Source organism: Peristeroidobacter soli (genome assembly GCF_004138485.1).
Classification (GTDB): Bacteria; Pseudomonadota; Gammaproteobacteria; order Steroidobacterales; family Steroidobacteraceae; genus Steroidobacter; species Steroidobacter soli.
In genome coordinates this window covers 50,307-67,744 of the sequence record NZ_RYEV01000004.1, presented here as the reverse complement: position 1 = coordinate 67,744, position 17,438 = coordinate 50,307, and the positions used below count along the sequence as shown (strand labels likewise).

Below are 17,438 nucleotides of genomic sequence, written 5' to 3'. Positions count from 1 at the left end.
ATCGCTGCTCCCATTGGAAAACGCGTCCGACGCAACGAAGAGATCACGTCGCCCCAGTTGCGAGTGATCGATGCTGCCGGCGAACAGGCGGGTGTCATGAGCCGCTTCGACGCGCTGAAGATGGCGCAAGATGCCGAGCTCGACCTGGTTGAGGTATCGCCGACGGCGGAGCCGCCGGTATGCCGCATCATGGACTTTGGCAAATACTTGTTCGAACAGAACAAGAAGGCGCACGCAGCGAAGCGCAAGCAGAAGCAGATACAGATCAAGGAAGTGAAGTTTCGCCCCGGCACCGAGGACGGCGATTACCAGGTCAAGCTGCGTAATCTGATCCGCTTCCTGGAAGAGGGCGACAAGGCCAAGGTGACCATGCGGTTCCGTGGCCGGGAAATGGCTCATCAGGAAGTCGGCCGTGAATTACTGTCGCGGGTACAGAACGATCTGGCGCCATACGCCACGGTCGAGCAGAACCCGCTGATGGAAGGACGGCAGATGGTGATGATGTTCGGACCTAAGAAGAAGTAGGTCGTCGGACAAACAAGCGCCCCGATTCGTAAGAACAGGGGCGCAACAAGCGAACAGCAATGCTTCATTAATAAATAGAAGCGGCGCTGTCCCGCCTGACAGGGCTAAGCCCCGTGTCTCAAGACGTGGGCTGTGTTCCTCAAAGGCTAACAATCAGTTGAGAAGTGCAATGCCTAAGTTGAAGACCAACCGGGCAGCGGCGAAGCGTTTTCGCCAGACTGCCAAAGGGTTCAAGCGAGCCCAATCGCACCGTCGTCACATCCTCACCAAGAAGCCGAGCAAGCGTAAGCGTCAGCTGCGCGCGCCGTCGATGGTCGCGAAGCAGGATCTGGTCCGTATGGAGCAGCTGCTCCCGAACGCGAAGTGAGGAGATAAACCATGGCACGCGTTAAAAGAGGCGTCATTGCGGGCGCCCGTCACAAGAAGATCCTCAAGAAGGCGAAGGGTTACTACAACGCCCGTCGCAAAGTCTTCCGCGCCGCGAAGCAGGCCGTCATCAAGGCCGGTCAGTATGCGTATCGCGATCGCAAGACCAACAAGCGCAACTTCCGTGCGCTGTGGATCACGCGCATCAACGCCGAAGCGCGCGTTCACGGCCTGTCTTACAGCAAGCTGATCGCGGGTCTGAACCTCGCGGGCCTGTCCATCGACCGCAAGGTGCTGGCCGACATCGCGATGAACGATCCGGCGGCGTTTGGCGTGATCGCGCAAAAGGCTCGGGACAGTCTGCTCAAACAGGCAGCCTGATCCTCGGGCACCACGCTCGATAGTGTTGATTGAATCGGGCGTCCATAGTGACGCCCGATTCGTCTGTAGAACCCGGAAAAACACAGGCCATGACCGACACCGCTCTTGATCTGCCCGCGCTCATCGATGCTGCTCGCACCGAGATCGCCGCGTGCGCAAGCCTCGAGGATCTCGAGCAGATCCGCGTTCGTCTGCTCGGCAAGAAAGGCTCGGTCACCGAGCTGTTGAAGTCGTTGGGCGCGATGGACGCGGACGCGCGTCGCACGGCCGGCGCCAAGATCAACGAGGCGAAACAGACATTGACGGCGGGGCTCGAGGAGCGTCGCGCGGCGCTGGAGGCGGCGAAGCTGGCGGCGCAACTCGCAAGCGATGCGGTCGATGTGACATTGCCCGGCCGGGGACAGACGATCGGCGGCTTGCATCCGGTCACGCGTGTGCGTCGTCGCATCGAGCAGATCTTCCGGAACGCGGGCTTCACGATCGCCGATGGCCCCGAGATCGAAGATGACTGGCACAACTTCGGCGCGCTCAACATTCCGGAGAATCATCCGGCGCGCGCCATGCACGATACGTTCTATTTCCCGGACGGCCGCCTGCTTCGCACGCACACCTCGCCCGTGCAGGTGCGCTCGATGGAAACGCAGAAGCCACCGATCCGCTTGATCGCGCCGGGTCGCGTGTATCGCAACGACTCCGACATGACGCACACCCCGATGTTTCATCAGGTCGAAGGCCTGGTCGTGGATGAGGGCATCACGTTCGCGAACATGAAGGCGGTGCTGCACAGCTTCATGCGCGAGCTGTTCGAGAAGGACGTGAAGATGCGTCTGCGTCCCTCGTACTTCCCGTTCACGGAGCCCTCGGCCGAGGTCGATATCTCCTGCGTGTCGTGCGGTGGCTCGGGCTGCCGTGTCTGCAAACAAACCGGCTGGGTGGAAGTCTCCGGCTGCGGCGTCGTGCATCCGAACGTGTTGAAGGCTGTGAACATCGATCCTGAGCGTTACACCGGCTACGCATTCGGCATGGGCATCGATCGATTGACCATGCTCCGCTACAACGTGAACGACATTCGTCTGTACTTCGAGAACGACCTGCGGTTCCTGAAGCAGTTCGCCTGAACGTTGCGCCACACGATTGAAGCCCACCGTTTGACTCTGGGACGTTTGCGATGAAGATCAGCCTCAACTGGTTGCGTGATTGGGTGGACACGGGCACCGACGTGCCGGCGCTCGCGCACGCCTTGACGATGGCGGGCCTGGAAATCGAGGGCATCACGAAGGCAGGCCCGCAACTGCCCGGCGTCGTGGTCGGTGAAGTGAAGTCGGTGACCAAGCATCCGGACGCCGAGAAATTGAACGTCTGCGTAGTCTCGGCCGGCAAAGAGGAATTTCAGATCGTGTGTGGCGCGCCGAACGTGCGCGCCGGCATGAAGGCGCCGCTCGCGATGATCGGCGCGAAGCTGCCGAATGGCACCGAGATCAAGCGCGCGAAGCTGCGCGGCGTCGAGTCGGCCGGCATGCTGTGCTCGGCGCGCGAGCTCGGCATCAACGAGGAGGCCTCGGGTCTCTACGATCTACCGGCGCAGCTTCCGGCAGGTCAGGATCTGGTGACGGCGCTGGGCCTCGATGACACCATTTTCGAAGTGAACCTGACGCCCAATCGCGGCGATGCGATGAGCGTGCAGGGCATCGCCCGCGAGGCGGCCGCTGCGCGCGGCAAGCCGCTGCATGCGCCCGTGATCGAACCGGTTGCGGCCACGATCACAGAGACGTTTCCCGTGCGCATCGATACCGGCGCGACCGCCCAGGCACCGGTCGGTTGTTATAAGTTCGTGAGCCGCGTCGTTCGTGGCATTCGCGCGAACACGGCCTCGCCGTTCTGGATGCAGGAGCGGCTGCGTCGCGCGGGCTTACGTCCCATCAGCGCGGTGGTGGATATCACCAATTACGTGATGCTCGAGCTCGGCGCGCCGATGCATGCCTATGACCTCGGTAAATTGAGCGGTGGCATCGTCGTGCGCTTCGCGACGGCGAAGGAAACACTGAAGCTCCTCGACGGCCGCGAGATCGCGCTCACGCCCGACGTGCTCGTGATCGCGGATGATCGTTCCATCCTCGGCCTGGCCGGCGTGATGGGCGGGGAGGACTCCGGTATCGCGGACGGCACCGTCGACGTACTGTTCGAATGCGCGTTCTTCGATCCCAACGACATCGCCGGTCGCGGCCGTCGCTACGGCTTGATCACGGATGCGTCCCAACGCTTCGAGCGCGGCGTCGATCCCGAACTGCAAGAACGCGCTGTCGAGCGCGCGACGCAGCTCTTGCTCGAGGCTGCCGGCGGCAAGGCCGGTCCGCTCGTCGTCACGCGCGCGCAGCGCAACTACCCGGCGCCTTCGCCGATTCGCCTGCGCCATGCTCGCGTCGAGCACGTGCTCGGCGCCAGGATCGATGCGTCCATCGTGAAGTCGCTGCTCGAGCGTCTCGGCATGATCGTGAGCGGCAGTGGTGCGGAGTGGCAGGTGACGCCGCCCACCTGGCGCTTCGACGTCCGCATCGAAGAGGATCTGATCGAAGAAGTCGCGCGTCTGCATGGATTCGAGAACATTCCCGAAGCCGCCGAGATCGGCACGCACACACCGGCGCCCTGGACCGAGGCGCACGTGCGCAACGAGCGGGCGAGCGATCTGCTCGTCGATCGCGGCTACCAGGAAGCGATCAACTATGCATTCACCGATCAGGCGTATCAGGCCTCGCTGTGCCCGGAGCCGGCGGTCGCGCTGAGCAACGCGATCTCGGCGGAGCTCGCCGTGATGCGCGTGTCGCTGTGGCCCGGCCTGCTCCAGGCGGTAGGCAGCAATCAGCGTCGCCAGCAGCCGCGCGTCCGGCTGTTCGAAGTCGGTCGTCGCTACGCGCCGGACGGCGAGACCGAAGTGATCGCGGGCGTCGCGACCGGCTCCGTGCTCCCCGAGCAATGGGACGCCGAGGCGCGCAAGGTCGACTTCTTCGACGTGAAGGCCGATGTCGAAGCGCTGATCGCCCTCACCGGCGCCGCGGAGGAATTTCGCTTCAAAGCGGAAGTGCATCCGGCGCTGCATCCGGGGCAATCCGCGCGAATTTACCGCGGCGATCGCGCGGTCGGCTGGCTGGGCGGTGTCCATCCGGAGCACCTGCGACGGCTCGATTTGACATATCCGGTGTTCGTCTTCGAGCTGGAGACCGCGGCGGGGCTCGCGGCCGTGATCCCGGAGTTCGAGGAGATCTCCCGATACCCGGCCATCCGGCGCGATATTGCATCGATCGTCGACGAAGGACTGCCCGTCGAGGCCGTTCGGGCGGTCGTGCAAGCGAGCGCCGGCAGCCTGTTGAAGCGCCTGACCGTGCTCTCGGTCTATCAGGGGCAGCAGTTGCAGAAAGGCAAGAAAAGCATAGCCTTAGGCCTGCAATTACAGGATACTTCCCGGACGCTGACGGACAACGAAGCCGACGCCCTCGTGGCGCAGGTCGTCGAACAACTGGGCCGTCAGCTGAACGCCACCCTCCGGGACCAATGAGCGGGACACCCACAGCATGGCACTGACCAAAGCGGAGATCGCAGAAGCATTGTTCGACCAGCTGGGTCTCAACAAGCGCGAGGCTCGCGAGCTGGTGGACCTGTTTTTCGAAGAACTGCGCGCCTCCTTGTCGACTGGCGAGCAGGTGAAGCTCTCCGGATTCGGTAACTTCGATTTGCGTGATAAAAACCAGCGCCCCGGGCGCAATCCCAAGACCGGCGAGGAGATCCCCATCAGCGCCCGTCGCGTGGTGACGTTCCGCCCCGGCCAGAAACTGAAAGCCCGAGTCGAAGCGTATGCTGGAAGCAGGCAATAACAGCGAACTGCCGGCGATTCCCGGCAAACGCTACTTCACCATTGGCGAGGTGAGCGAGCTGTGTGGCGTGAAGCCGCACGTGCTGCGCTATTGGGAGCAAGAGTTCCCGCAATTGAAGCCGGTGAAGCGGCGGGGCAACCGACGCTACTACCAGCGCCAGGACGTGCTCGTCATCCGACAGATTCGCTCTCTTCTATATGAGCAGGGCTTCACGATCGGCGGCGCCCGCAATCGCCTGGGCGGCGATGAGGCGCGCGATGATCTGACGCAGGCCCAACAGATCGTCCGGCAGATCCGCGTCGAGCTCGAGGAAGTCCTGCGGATCCTGCGACGCTGAGGCTTTGATTTCTGCGCCACGGTTTTCGTGGCGCCCGGCGCTGCCGTTCTGGCCCGTCGGCGACATTTCTCTCGTGATCCTTCCCTCATCTCGTGGCCCTGGCGCCAGTGCGCCAGGCGCAACGTTCTCACCGTCGATTGGTGTTTAGACGCGGTCGTGGCGCGGGCCTCGTGGGCTCGCCGCCACACGACCGTGCGTGCTTCGCGATCGGCCTCCTTTGATTTGACGAACGTTCACAGATAGGGGTATATAACTGAATAAAGTTCATTTAGCGGCGATGCGGTGGAGGTGAGCTGCGATGAGGTTAGGTCTCGTGAGGGTGCTCGAACCGGTCGTCGTCGCCCCGCCCTCGAAGCGATCGTCGAACTGGGAGATTGCGCTTCGCCGCTGGCTCTCGCGCAATACGCCGTCGCAGTCGACGCAGCTCGAGCAGGTTGCCGAGGAAACGTTCCTTCGGTTGTCGCGCTATGACGAGGCGACGCTGGCGAAAGCGCCGCAGCGGCTGGTGCTGCTGGTGGCGGCGAACGTGGTGGATGAGGCGCGAGGTGACCTGGACTGTGAGACTCCGGATCGCGTGGCGATGATCGAGGGGGGCGAGGAGATCGAGCCCGCGCGCCCGGTCAGTCAGAAGTTAGTGAAACAGGTGAGCGCGGCGGTCGCGACGCTGCCGGTGCGACAGCAACGGATGCTGTTGATGCACGTGAATGAGGGGATGAGCTATCAGCAGATCGCGAAAGTGTTTCGGATGACGCCGAGGCTCGTGCAGCGGGATCTGGCGCGGGCATACGCGAGCGTGTTGGGGAAACTCGATGAGAGCGTGGTGGATTGGATGTCCTCGTGAGTGAGGTGCTTAGCGAAAGTTGAATCCTCTGCCCAGCGGGTCCTGCGGATCGAGATAGAGCTCGTTGCGGCCAGTGATGAATGCCGTGCCACTCACCTCCGGCACGATCGCCGCGTAGGGACCAAATTGCGTCGTCTCGACGGCGCGAACCGTCATCGTGCTGCCCAGGATGCTCTCGATCGTGATGGGGGCGTTGAGTGGCAGCTCGCCGCGGGCGTGGTGTAAGGCCGCTCGGGCGCTGACGCCGGAGCCCGTCGCGGATCGATCCACTTCGCCGTCTGCGAAGATGCACACGTTGCGGCTGTGATGACCGGGCTCGCGCGCAGGGCCCGTGAAGATCGTGCCGTATAAGAATCCGAGATCCGGCTCGAACGGGTGCTCGATGGCGGTCGTCGCCATCACCGCGTGCTTGATGCGCCGGCCCGCCTCGATGAGGCGATTGAGCTCGGTCGGTGAGAGGGTGAGACCGAGCGGTTGCGCCGCCACGATGGCGTAGAAGGCGCCGCCATAGGCGATGTCGAACTGCACGGTGCCGATGCCAGGGACCTCAATCTGCTGCTCGCGCCGATACACGAACGAAGGCACGTTACGGAACGACACATGATCGACACAATCGCCGCTCATGTGCGCGACGGCGTCGATGCGTCCGGCGGGGACGTTGATGGTGAGCTTGCGCCGATCGCCCGTGCGCGTGATCAGACCCGTGTCAAAGGCGAGGGTTGTGATCGCGATGATGGCGTGCCCGCACATGGTGCTGTAGCCCTCGTTGTGCAGGAAGAACACGTCGAGGTCGGCATCGCGCGAAGGGGTGATCACCGCGCCATACATGTCGGCGTGACCGCGCGGCTCCCACATCGTGGCGGTGCGAAGATGATCATGGTGGTCGCGGAAGTAACGTCGCTTCTCCAACACCGAATCGCCCGGCAGCTCCGGAAGCCCCGAGGTGAAGATGCGCAGCGGCTCGCCGCCGGTGTGCATTTCGACGGTCGTGAGCCGATGCATGCGGGCGGGTGGCTGCCACGGCCATTGATCAAAGAGGGAACTCATGGGATGTGGGTCCTTGCCGGCCATGCCGGATCAGTCGCGGAGCCGTGACGGACGCTGCGGAGGAGACCGGTCGAGGGTCCCGTCGGGCCCCGGTGCGCCGGCGGCGGTGATCGCGTGCGCTGATGATATTGGCCGATCATGTGGGGCGGGGACCATCGGCCACCACGAGGCCATCCTGTTGCTGCTGCTCCCGCTGGCGGCTCATGATCGTGTATCAGTTCCGCGATGTCATAGAGCGGCGGTGCTGCCTGCGCGAATGGCTGTGACCAGGCAGATATCGGCAGGATGCGAGTGATGGTCAGGCAGACATCGATGCTTCTTACCGTGGAAAGCCTCGCGTGTACATCACTGCGTGGCCGGTGAGACGGTCTCGCGACGAGAGTGGGGACTATAGTAGACAAAATCTTGCCGACTGCTTGTGGGGCGATAGCGGAGTACACAGAATTCGAGTCTCAGATCATCGAGGACGCGGCGCTCCCCATCAACCGTCTGGCGCGCCGGGTCCAGCTACCGTCGACAGAGATCGAAGAATGATGAAGTGGCTTCGGCGATTCGCCGGTGTGGGCATGCGTGTGCTGGTGTCGCATGCGCCAGGGGCGCACCTGAACCGGCACTCAAGGAAGGTATCGTGATGAATCCACCGGGTGAGACGCGCGAGGAGCGCGAGAGGATGACGCGACTTGCCTTGTCGCGTGTCGTTCGCAGACGGATGACCGGGCGGCGTCCTCGTCGCATCAGTCAGGCGGGCCTGGCCCGCCGCAGTGGCGTGAGTCGCTCGTATGTGTACTCCGTGCTGGCGGCTGAGGCGAGTGGTCCGTTGTTTCTATACCTGGAGCTGTGCGGCGGGCTTGCGACCGATCCGTGCGATCTGCTGCGCGAGCTGTTGTACGAGCGTGATGCGATCCGGGGCGCCAGCCGGGATGCGTGATTGCGTGTCGCCTGGAAGCGATGCGGATCCCGCTGCCCGAGGATCTTCGCGCCTCGAACTATGCGGAATATGCCGGGGAGCTTCCGGGCCGGGAGAGCTACATGCCGCGCTGGCCTGAGCCGGCGTGCTCGGACTATCAGATGCACGAGGAGGTCACCGAGGGCACGCCACTATCGCCCGTGTGCCTCTCGCCGCAGGAGCTGGCGACCCGGCTTGCTGATCACGGCGCCAATGCGTTCGCAGGAGCCACGGCAAGCCATGAGGAATGGTGCTATGTGGCGCGCGGCGGGCGGGCAGCCTCAGAGGCCTCAAACAAAGCCGCGTCATGGCTGCAGATATATTCGCAGCCTACGGCGACAGGCACACCGCGACCTCAAATCGTGACCGACGAGCGAGTCCCGGGCTGTTCTTGAGGGCGACGCCATGATAGCGCCGGTCCCGTGAAGATCGTGCCATACGAGAAGCTGAGATCGGATTCGAACGGATGCGCGATCGGTGTGGTCGCCATGACCGCATGCTCGAGGCGCCGGCCCAGATCGATCAGGCGATTGAGCTCGCTCAGCACGAGTGTGGGCTCGAGCGGGGGCGCCTCGACGAGGGCATAGAAGGCGCCGCCGTAGGCGATGTCGAATCGCACGCTGCCGATGCTTGGCACGTGGATGTGCTGATCGTGTCGATAGACGAACGAGGGCACGTTGCGGAACGACACGCAGTTGACGCGATCGCCGTCCATGTGGGCGGGGGCATGGATGCGTCCGGCGGGGACATTGATCGTAAGTTCGCGTCGGTCGCCGGTGCGTGCGACCAGGCCTGTTTCGAAGGCGAGCGTCATGGTCGCGATGATCGCGTGCCCGCACACGGTGCTGTAGCCATCGTTGTGCAGGAGGAACACGTCCAGGTCGGCATCGCGGGAGGCGGTGATGACGGCGGCATCCATGTCTGCATGACCACGGGGCTCCCACATGGTCGCGCCGCTTCGATGATCGAAGCCAGAGGTATTCTGCAACTGATTTGAGTTGCGCGATCTTTTTTGATCGCGACGAACCAGGCGAGGTTGCTGGCGCCGCATCGATGCAGCCCTGCTGGCTCTTGCAGGCAGGTCGTGAAGACCGTGATGTGACCCGGTGGCGGTCGCGAGGCTATCCTGCTTACACGCTTGGATGTTCTTTTGGCGAGACAGCTCCCTGATCGAACATGGTCTCTTCGTCTTCCCTGCAGTTGTCTCTGACATCGCTGATGCGCTTCGGTCATCAACCGTTCATCCGACGGGCTCGTGCGCTGGAGCAATTCAGGCATCGGTCGTGCCGCCACAGGCCATCGATGATCCTTGCCCGAATAAGGTGCCGCGTCTGTTCTATCGTGCAGCGGTGTGGTGGGCGGCGGTGGCGGGAATGGATCAACAACCGCCTCTGTTCCTGCCCAAAGCCAGGTCAGTGGTGCGACCTGCGGCCCTTCTGAGTCGGCGAGAGGGGGCGTCCGAGGAGCCACGCCGTGATCAACCACCGGTCGCGCTGCATGGTCATCGAGCCTGGTGATGTTCCAGATGTTCCCTCCCCATCGGTTTTCTTCTCACCACGGCCCGCTGCCTTGCTCAGTCCCGGATCATCACGCTCGCGCTGGCGCGTCGACCGATGAATGTTCGAGGGTCATCCGCGACCCTGTTGGTACAGTGCTCGCATCATTTCTGGCTCGAGTTTACCGAGCATGAGACAAACATTAGATTCCACCTGCCGCATCGCGTGGATGCGCCTCTTCCCATCGCGCTCGAGCTACGGGCATTCCTTTTATCGACGGCGCGATGACCGTCTCGAGGAAGCGCTACCTTCTGAGGATCGATGGGGAGAGTTTCACTGGAGTATTTTTGCGCTATCATGTTGCAAACGCACGAGCGCGGGCCAGTGCCCACGCTGCGCGCAGTGACTGCTCAGGAGGAGATCAGAGATGACAACGATCAGTGACATTCGTGCGATCCTCCCGAAGCTCGAAGAGGAAGGAACTGGCGGTAACTGCTCGGGGCTCGTGTATCGCTTTGATGACGGAGGGCACCTCCTGCACACGGTCGGCGAGGGCTACGTGCCGGAGGACACCGATGCCTTCATCGACTGCGGTGTCTATGACGCCGAGAGCAATTTGATTGACGAGGCTGCCTCGCTTTCCATCGACGAGGTTCAGTCGTGGATTGCATCCGCACTGAAAGAGCGACAGTCCTTCACCTGAGCACTCGTGACGATGATCGAGGACAAGCTCGAGATGCTTGCAGAGCGCAGGCGCGCATCGTCGAGACCTGTCACTTCCTGCAAGGATGAATCAGTGATGACATTCGTTCAGGGATCGAGGATCGTCTCTTTCTCAGATGAACGGTGCTGAGCGCAGTCGTTCAGCTTGCGTCTCCAGGGAAGTATTGCCGCAGAAGATCCTTTCGGGAGGAGAGGAATCGCTGCAGTCGCAGGCCATCCCACGTATCCAGACTGAGCGATCGGCTGGCGGCGATCGCATCCATCTCGTCGTAGAGCGTCGAGTCAATCAACTCGCTGGTCATGATGCCGAAGCCGCTGGCAGCGTACGGATCAATGACATCCGCGACATTCACTTTGCTTGCGCTCAGCGCCACGTTGGAGGTGATCAGCTTGCACTGGAAGATCCACTTCCTACCCGGCTCATTCAATCGCGGCAGGGTCCAAGCCTCGATGTCGCGCCCCCGGTCTCTCGATCTCGTCTTGCCGTGTTTCTTGAAGCGATGCTCATCGAACCGGCCGCTGCGAAGCAGGACCTCATAGCACAATTCCTCAAAGGCGTCCGGAGGCAGGAGGCTCCAGCTCAGCGGAGGTACCCCGAGGCCGACTGCTCATGCAAGGCACCGGTCACTCCCTCCATGCCCCCCGATGAGGTCGCGGACGGCTTCTGGCCGGAGGCGATCTTGGGGGGGCGTGAATGCGACGAACGACACCGCTTCATTGCTGCAAACGATCGCATCACCGCCTTCAGTCATGGTCCACTGCAGTCCATGACGGAGGGAAGGGACCTCAGTTCGAGAAGATCGTAATAAGCAGCGAGGAATGGGAGATTGGGTAACCTATCAACTCCGCTGAGTATTCGGAAGCTGCAGACGGCGATTCATGCCAAAGCGAAGGGAGAGCCGAGCTTTCGATTTTATGCTCTATGCGACCAACTGCACCGAGATGATGTCGGTTACCCGATCGGTCGCGGGAGGTGAGAGCTAGAACGGAGGCGTGGCGGTGCCCATCGGGTGTCATCGTCATCACCGGGCGCTTTCGGGGTTTCTCCGTGCCTCTGAAAGCGACACGGGTCACGGGTGATTCCAGCGGGGCGGAATACACTCTCCCGTGTCACAGAGGGAACGTGTCCGCATGGCGAGGCGACGTGAATCATTGGCTCGCGAGCTCTCGATGCGCCCATGGTGGGTCAGTGTGGCCGTGGCCGTAGCGGCATACGTGCTGCTCGCCTTCGTCGCCCCTCACTTTCTCGCGGGTCACCGGTACACGGCGAGCCTCGGCATCGTGGCCAAAAATAACGCAGCGTTCCTCGCAGGGGGACTCCTCTTCATCGGCGTGCTCGGCCTGTTCCGGGCGCACCTCATCCGGCGCAAGTTCGACGATCTTTCGGGGATCGAATCACTGCGGCGGCTCACCTGGCGCGAGTTCGAATCGATGGTCGGCGAGGCATTCCGGCGCCGCGGCTACCAGGTCCAAGAGAACGCCGTCGACGGGCCGGACGGCGGCGTCGATGTGGTGCTTCGCAAGCATGGGGCGACGTTCTACGTGCAGTGCAAGCAGTGGAAACGAGCGAAGGTTGGCGTAAAGCCCCTTCGGGAACTCCAGGGTGTCATCGCAGCGGGCGGTGCGGCCGGTGGATTCTTCGTGGCCTCAGGGGCGTATACGAACGAGGCGCATGATTTCGCGCGCCAGTGCCCCATCGAACTGATCGATGGCCGGGCACTGGTGGAGATGATCGCGGCGACGCGCGCGCCCGCGCCGGCATCCTCGAAGGAGGCGATCCCGGCCACGCGCACGGAGCCGGTCATTCGAATGACGCCGGATGATCCGAGGTGTCCGGCCTGCGGTGGCGCGATGGTGCAGCGGAAGGCGAGTCGTGGAACGCGGGCCGGCCAGCCGTTCTGGGGGTGTCGCTCATATCCGCGATGTCGCGGTGTCAGGCCGGTCGCGGAGACCGCCTGAGGCAAGGCGCGTCGGCATGCGCACCGGCGGCGCGACGCATCAAGCGATGCGCTTCACCTGCGCGGAATGCAACGTAGACTCGTGCATCGTGCCGATACGTTGATCGGAGATGTTTTACGGCGCGTTCGGGAATGTTTCGTGGGCACGGGCAGGGAGGGGATCTCTTGGATAGAGAAGGTTTTCGTGCGTGGCTCCAGGCGAAGAATCTGCAAGGCAAAGCCGTCGCCACCCGGGTGTCTGCCGTGCGACGCATCGAGCGGTGCCTGAAGGATTTGGGAGTTTTCCACGCCACGGTGGATCATGCGTTCGAGGCGGATCGGCTCGCGTCGACGAAGGAGGCGCTGGAGCGGCTCAAGGCGGATGCTGAAGAGGGGGGGCAGCAATTCCGGGTGCTGCTGCCGAATTCCAAGACACCGATTCCACGGCTCACGAATTACACCGCGTGGCTCGGCAACTATCGTACTTTCAAAACGGCGAGCCGCGCACCCGCCCGGGATGCTGACCGCATTCGCAAGTACGTCTTGGAGAACTATATCGAACCTGCCCGCAAGGAGGGCGCACGGAGCGCCTCGGTGCCGGTTCGTCAGGTCCACGATGCGCTCGCACTCTCGCAAGCCTGGGCCAACGTGTGCCAGGCCATCGAAGGCCCAAAGTTCCAAGCACTCGCGGGCGTGTCGCCGCCACGGCGTGTCGGGCCGCCTGGGAGCACCACGACGGTCTTCGAGTTCGATCTGGCCGCCGAGCCCTTTACGGTGCCGACGGTGGAGACAGCCCTGTCCAGGCGTTTTGGACGAACGATCAAACAGGTTCGGAACATCAAGGCCTGGGCATTGCCCGATGGGCGGCAAATCGCACTCGAGCGCGACAAACCCGCCGCACAAGTGTGGATCGAGGCGCAGGTCAGGCCGCCGCCGTCGGGTTTGGACCATACGGTCCATGGTCCGACGCAGGGTCGACACGCGGAGCTCACGTCTCGGCTGAGCCTGCAGCCCCGAAACGAAGGTGCCGCGCGGACCGTCGCGAGGGTCGGCCTTCGCACCATGGCGCAATTGCGCGAGCTGCTCGATTGGTACGAGCGCGCGAGCGGCCGCGAATCGTCGACCGAATCTACTGTCTCCAAAGAGGATGCTGACGCCGTGCTACCCGATCACGATCCGACGAACCTCATCCTCTATGGTCCGCCTGGGACCGGAAAGACCTATGCCACGGCTTATGAGGCGGTTCGTCTGTGCGAGGGTGCGGCCCCTGACGATCGCGCGGCGCTCATGGAGCGATACCATGATCTGGTCGCCCGAGGGCAGATCGCCTTCACCACGTTTCATCAATCCTACTCATATGAGGATTTTGTCGAGGGCCTGCGGCCGACGACCGATCGAGCCGCCCAGGGCGACGAGGGCGGTGAAGGCGGCACTGGATTTCGGCTGGTGCCGAAGCCGGGGATCTTCAGACAAATCGCAACCTTGGCGGAAGATGCGCGCAAGCGCGGCGCAGGCTCCGCGGCGTTCGATCTGAGCGGGCGTCGGGTATTCAAGATGTCGCTGGGCCGGGCGGGGCTCGAGGAGCACATCTTCGATTCGGCAATACTGGGCGACTACATCGCCTTGGGCTGGGGCGGAGACATCGATTGGTCGGAGGCGCGCTATGAGAGCAAGGAGGCCATTCATGAGCGCTGGAACCGCGATCATCCGGGCACACAGGGAAGCGACGCGAACGTCTCTCAGGTGTGGCAATTTCGCGCCGGCATGAGCGAGCGCGATTTGGTGGTGATATCGGATGGAAACGCTCAGTTTCGCGCCATTGCCGAGGTGACCGGGCCCTACTATTTCGATGACACGGATCGCCAGCTCTACAATCATCGTCGCTCGGTGCGTTGGCTCGCCCGCTTCGATGAGTCCCTGTCGGTCGACACCATTTACGAGAAGCCCTTCGTGCAGCGCTCCTGCTACCAACTGCGTGATGGCCTGCTCAAGCGCGACGCCCTGGTGAGGCTGCTGTCGACGAAAGACGAGCCGCGAGGCACGCCGCCGGATCAGTTCGTGCTGATCATCGATGAGATCAATCGCGCGAACGTCTCGAAGGTGTTCGGGGAGTTGATCACGTTGATCGAGGTGGGCAAGCGGTTGGGTAGGCCCGAGCAGCTGACGGTGATCTTGCCCTATTCGCGGCGCCAATTTGGCGTGCCCTCGAACCTGCACATCGTCGGCACGATGAATACCGCAGATCGCTCGATTGCGCTGCTCGACACCGCGCTCAGGCGCCGCTTCTCGTTTCGCGAGCTGATGCCGGAGCCTGAGCGCTTGTCAGGGGCGAGTGCCCAATCCGGTGTGAATCTCGTTCGACTGCTCGCGGTGATGAATGAGCGCATCGAATACCTCTTCGATCGCGAGCATCAAATCGGCCATGCCTACTTCATGAACTGCACCTCGCGTGCGGCGGTCGATGAGGCCATGCGGACCCAGATCATCCCGCTGCTCTCGGAATATTTTTACGATGACTGGGGGAAGGTCGCCATCGTGTTGGGCGACAGTGCTGGCAAGGGCTCGTTCTTGGACAGGTCGATGCTACGAGCGCCGGAGGGTCTGGCGGATCACGCTGCCGAGCCGCGCTACCGCTGGAGCATCAAGGCGGCCTTCGATCCCTCGTGCTATGACCAGTTCCAATGATCCGACGCACGATCCTCGAGTGGCAATCCATTCGCTACGGAGAGGACGAGGCGTGCCTGCCCGTGTGGGCGGCGGATCGTCTCGGCGCGGTGGCGCGCCGATCCGGGTTCGGCGGGGAAGAGGGCGCGCGGGTACTGACGCTCGGACGCACGGAAGCGCGCGCCGCGCAGGTCGTCGGTGTCATTGCCGCGCCCGGCTGTGCGCTCGAAATCCTACCGAAGATCGATGTTGGCGGCCCAGGGGAGGAGGCGGGGCGGATTCGCCGACAGTTGGTGCACATGTTGGCGGTCGCCTGGAACCTCCCCGTCGATGCGGGGGCGATGACGGCGCTGGGCTGGCAGCGAGACAACCCCCTCGAGGTTCTGATCGGCCTGTTTGCGCGCAAGCTCGCCGATGCGCTGCGCGAGGGCATCACGCGACGCTACGTTGGCATGCAGGAGGATCTGCCCGCGCTCCAGGGACGGATGAACGTCGCCCGTCAGTTCACTACGCTGGCCGCGAGTCCCCACCGGCTCGCCTGTCGATATGACGTGCTGAGCCCCGATATAGCATTGAATCGGATCATGAAGGCGGCCGTGCGGCGTCTGCTGCCTCTTTCTCACGTGAGTGAGACGCAACGTCGGCTGCGTGAGATCGACTTCGTCTATGCGGACATCGCTGAGGTGCCGGTGAGCGCGTTGCGGTGGGATGAGGTGGTGATCGATCGCACCAACCTGCGCTGGAAGGAGCTCTCGAGGCTCGCGAAGCTGCTGCTCGGCGAGCGATTTCAGAACACCTCGCTCGGTGCGGCCCCCGGGATCTCTCTGTCGTTCGAGATGAACACGCTCTTCGAGCGATACATCGCCCGCCTCTTGGGGCGGGCGCTGTCGGGCACCGATCGCACGGTACACGTGCAAGGCGGTCGGCTCCATTGTTTGGAACGCGTCTCCGACGGTCAGTCGCTGTTCATGACGAAGCCGGACATTCTCATCATGCATCGAGGACGCTGCGAGCTGGTGATCGATACCAAGTGGAAGCGCCTGAGTCATCTCGCGGAAGATCCGAAGCGCGGCGTGAGTCAAGCCGATGTCTATCAGATGATGGGATACGCTCGAATCTATCGATGCGAAAAGTTGTTGCTGTTGTATCCGCACCATGCCGGACTGGCCGATCGGCAGGTGACTGCGCATCATCGAATCGCAGGCGGCAACGAGGTGTTGTCGATGGCGACGATCGATGTCTCAGGTAGCGCAGGGCGCGTCGTGGCGGACTTGCGCAGATTGGTCGATGACGTGCTCGGCGTGAGCACGCCGGCGAGCTGCGCGTCGTAGACTCGAGTCGCAAGACTCCTGAGACGCCACCGGTTGCGTGTCGTGCAAAGGAACGGTGAGACCCGCGCCAGCATCTCGGCGCGATCGAAGATGGAGGAGGCGCAATCGATGCGAGCCGACGAACTGTTCGAACTCCTGGCGAGCACCACGTGGCGCACGATTCTGCGTGCCAACCGCAATCGCATTTCCTTTGGTGAGGATGCGATCACCTCCATCAACTTGAACGCGATCGCCTCACTGCCTGGCAGCGTGGTGGTCGAGGATGCCCGGGCCGATGAAGCACACAAGGGGTGTGACTTCGAAATGTGGACGGGCAGTGATCACAAGGGATGGTATCGATATGCCGTGCAAGCAAAGAAGGTCAGTTTCAACGGCTGGCGCTACGAGAAGCTCAAGCACGTGGTTCGCGGGCGAGATCAGATCGATGTCCTGAAGGACTATGCGGCAACGGTGCGAGCGGCACCGATCTACTGTTTCTACAACTTTGCCCCGCACGTCCTGACGTTCAATTGCAAGCGCGATAAAGACGCCACGCAGCTCGGATGCATGGTGGTGCCGGTCGGCGTCGTCGAAGATGCGATACGGATGCGTGGCTGCCGCCACTTTGGGTGGCTGCACATGCAGCCGGAAGCCATTCCTTGGCGCTGTCTCATCACGTGTCCGCCATTGCATGGCCAGCACGCGAGCGCGTATGCGCCATTTCGTTGGCCGACGCGTGAGTCGTTCTATCATGACCGGCTGCCGGAGGCGTTGCGCGCCACGGCCGACCTGGCGCCCGGCATCGAGATGGCAGAGCGGAGTGGTCGCGATGAGCAGCAGCCATATTCCCGGGAGGACGAATCCTTCTATCCCCGGTGGCGCGTCGTGGTGGATACGGGCGAGGCGCCACTGTGGGGCGATGGACCCGACGATCGGAGGGAACTCCCACCTCGCCTGCGGCTCGGCTGACGAGTGATGAGGGTGACTTGCGACGCGGCT

Annotated in this window: 17 protein-coding genes; 14 read left to right on the top strand and 3 right to left on the bottom strand. The window is 62.9% G+C overall.

Features of this window, described 5'->3' with window-relative positions:
• The 8 genes from infC (at position 1) to EKO19_RS15990 (ending at position 6,316) form a co-directional block, all read left to right on the top strand.
• The gene (gene infC, locus EKO19_RS16025) at positions 1 to 525 is read left to right on the top strand and encodes a translation initiation factor IF-3 (protein WP_129777481.1); all 525 of its coding nucleotides are present in this window, start codon (positions 1 to 3) and stop codon (positions 523 to 525) included.
• 169 nt (positions 526 to 694) lie between these two features.
• On the top strand, positions 695 to 892 hold the full coding sequence (gene rpmI / locus EKO19_RS16020) for a 50S ribosomal protein L35 (protein WP_116810930.1): 198 nt from the start codon (positions 695 to 697) through the stop codon (positions 890 to 892).
• A gap of 11 nt (positions 893 to 903) precedes the next feature.
• On the top strand, positions 904 to 1,272 hold the full coding sequence (gene rplT / locus EKO19_RS16015) for a 50S ribosomal protein L20 (protein ID WP_129777480.1): 369 nt from the start codon (positions 904 to 906) through the stop codon (positions 1,270 to 1,272).
• An 89-nt stretch (positions 1,273 to 1,361) separates the two neighbouring features.
• Positions 1,362 to 2,390: a phenylalanine--tRNA ligase subunit alpha gene (pheS, locus tag EKO19_RS16010; protein WP_129777479.1), complete on the top strand. Its 1,029-nt coding sequence runs from the start codon at positions 1,362 to 1,364 to the stop codon at positions 2,388 to 2,390.
• A 50-nt stretch (positions 2,391 to 2,440) separates the two neighbouring features.
• Positions 2,441 to 4,822 carry a phenylalanine--tRNA ligase subunit beta gene (gene pheT / locus EKO19_RS16005; RefSeq protein WP_129777478.1) on the top strand — a complete coding sequence of 794 codons (2,382 nt, stop codon included), beginning with the start codon at positions 2,441 to 2,443 and terminating at the stop codon, positions 4,820 to 4,822.
• A gap of 16 nt (positions 4,823 to 4,838) precedes the next feature.
• Complete coding sequence (ihfA, locus tag EKO19_RS16000) at positions 4,839 to 5,138, top strand: integration host factor subunit alpha (RefSeq protein WP_066919939.1); 300 nt, start codon at positions 4,839 to 4,841, stop codon at positions 5,136 to 5,138.
• Positions 5,119 to 5,475, top strand: coding sequence for a MerR family transcriptional regulator (locus EKO19_RS15995; protein WP_129777477.1), 357 nt, complete (start codon positions 5,119 to 5,121; stop codon positions 5,473 to 5,475). Before ihfA ends, EKO19_RS15995 begins: the two co-directional genes overlap by 20 nt.
• A gap of 298 nt (positions 5,476 to 5,773) precedes the next feature.
• Positions 5,774 to 6,316: a sigma factor-like helix-turn-helix DNA-binding protein gene (locus EKO19_RS15990; protein WP_129777476.1), complete on the top strand. Its 543-nt coding sequence runs from the start codon at positions 5,774 to 5,776 to the stop codon at positions 6,314 to 6,316.
• A 9-nt stretch (positions 6,317 to 6,325) separates the two neighbouring features.
• Here the strand turns inward: EKO19_RS15990 and EKO19_RS15985 are convergent, their stop codons facing one another.
• The gene (locus tag EKO19_RS15985) at positions 6,326 to 7,363 is read right to left on the bottom strand and encodes a proline racemase family protein (RefSeq protein ID WP_129777475.1); all 1,038 of its coding nucleotides are present in this window, start codon (positions 7,361 to 7,363) and stop codon (positions 6,326 to 6,328) included.
• Between the two features lie 628 nt (positions 7,364 to 7,991).
• Between EKO19_RS15985 and EKO19_RS15980 the strand changes: the two genes are divergently transcribed.
• Positions 7,992 to 8,291 carry a hypothetical protein gene (locus EKO19_RS15980; RefSeq protein ID WP_129777474.1) on the top strand — a complete coding sequence of 100 codons (300 nt, stop codon included), beginning with the start codon at positions 7,992 to 7,994 and terminating at the stop codon, positions 8,289 to 8,291.
• A 373-nt stretch (positions 8,292 to 8,664) separates the two neighbouring features.
• On the opposite strand, the gene EKO19_RS15975 is transcribed toward EKO19_RS15980, so the two are convergent.
• On the bottom strand, positions 8,665 to 9,360 hold the full coding sequence (locus EKO19_RS15975) for a proline racemase family protein (RefSeq protein WP_281281065.1): 696 nt from the start codon (positions 9,358 to 9,360) through the stop codon (positions 8,665 to 8,667).
• An 872-nt stretch (positions 9,361 to 10,232) separates the two neighbouring features.
• Here EKO19_RS15975 and EKO19_RS15970 point away from each other — a divergent pair.
• Positions 10,233 to 10,508, top strand: coding sequence for a hypothetical protein (locus EKO19_RS15970; RefSeq protein WP_129777472.1), 276 nt, complete (start codon positions 10,233 to 10,235; stop codon positions 10,506 to 10,508).
• 160 nt (positions 10,509 to 10,668) lie between these two features.
• Here EKO19_RS15970 and EKO19_RS15965 read toward each other — a convergent pair whose 3' ends face one another.
• Positions 10,669 to 10,902, bottom strand: coding sequence for a hypothetical protein (locus EKO19_RS15965; RefSeq protein WP_129777471.1), 234 nt, complete (start codon positions 10,900 to 10,902; stop codon positions 10,669 to 10,671).
• A gap of 817 nt (positions 10,903 to 11,719) precedes the next feature.
• Here EKO19_RS15965 and EKO19_RS15960 point away from each other — a divergent pair.
• The 4 genes from EKO19_RS15960 to EKO19_RS15945 all read left to right on the top strand — a co-directional run bounded on the left by EKO19_RS15960 (position 11,720) and on the right by EKO19_RS15945 (position 17,408).
• On the top strand, positions 11,720 to 12,487 hold the full coding sequence (locus tag EKO19_RS15960; RefSeq protein ID WP_175597083.1) for a restriction endonuclease: 768 nt from the start codon (positions 11,720 to 11,722) through the stop codon (positions 12,485 to 12,487).
• 164 nt (positions 12,488 to 12,651) lie between these two features.
• Positions 12,652 to 15,150, top strand: a complete 2,499-nt coding sequence (locus EKO19_RS15955) for an AAA family ATPase (RefSeq protein ID WP_157995285.1) — start codon at positions 12,652 to 12,654, stop codon at positions 15,148 to 15,150.
• Positions 15,147 to 16,460 (top strand): McrC family protein, encoded by a 1,314-nt coding sequence (locus tag EKO19_RS15950; protein ID WP_129777468.1) that lies wholly within the window; start codon positions 15,147 to 15,149, stop codon positions 16,458 to 16,460. Before EKO19_RS15955 ends, EKO19_RS15950 begins: the two co-directional genes overlap by 4 nt.
• A gap of 108 nt (positions 16,461 to 16,568) precedes the next feature.
• The gene (locus tag EKO19_RS15945; protein ID WP_129777467.1) at positions 16,569 to 17,408 is read left to right on the top strand and encodes a DUF6615 family protein; all 840 of its coding nucleotides are present in this window, start codon (positions 16,569 to 16,571) and stop codon (positions 17,406 to 17,408) included.
• The last annotated feature ends 30 nt before the right edge of the window (positions 17,409 to 17,438 follow it).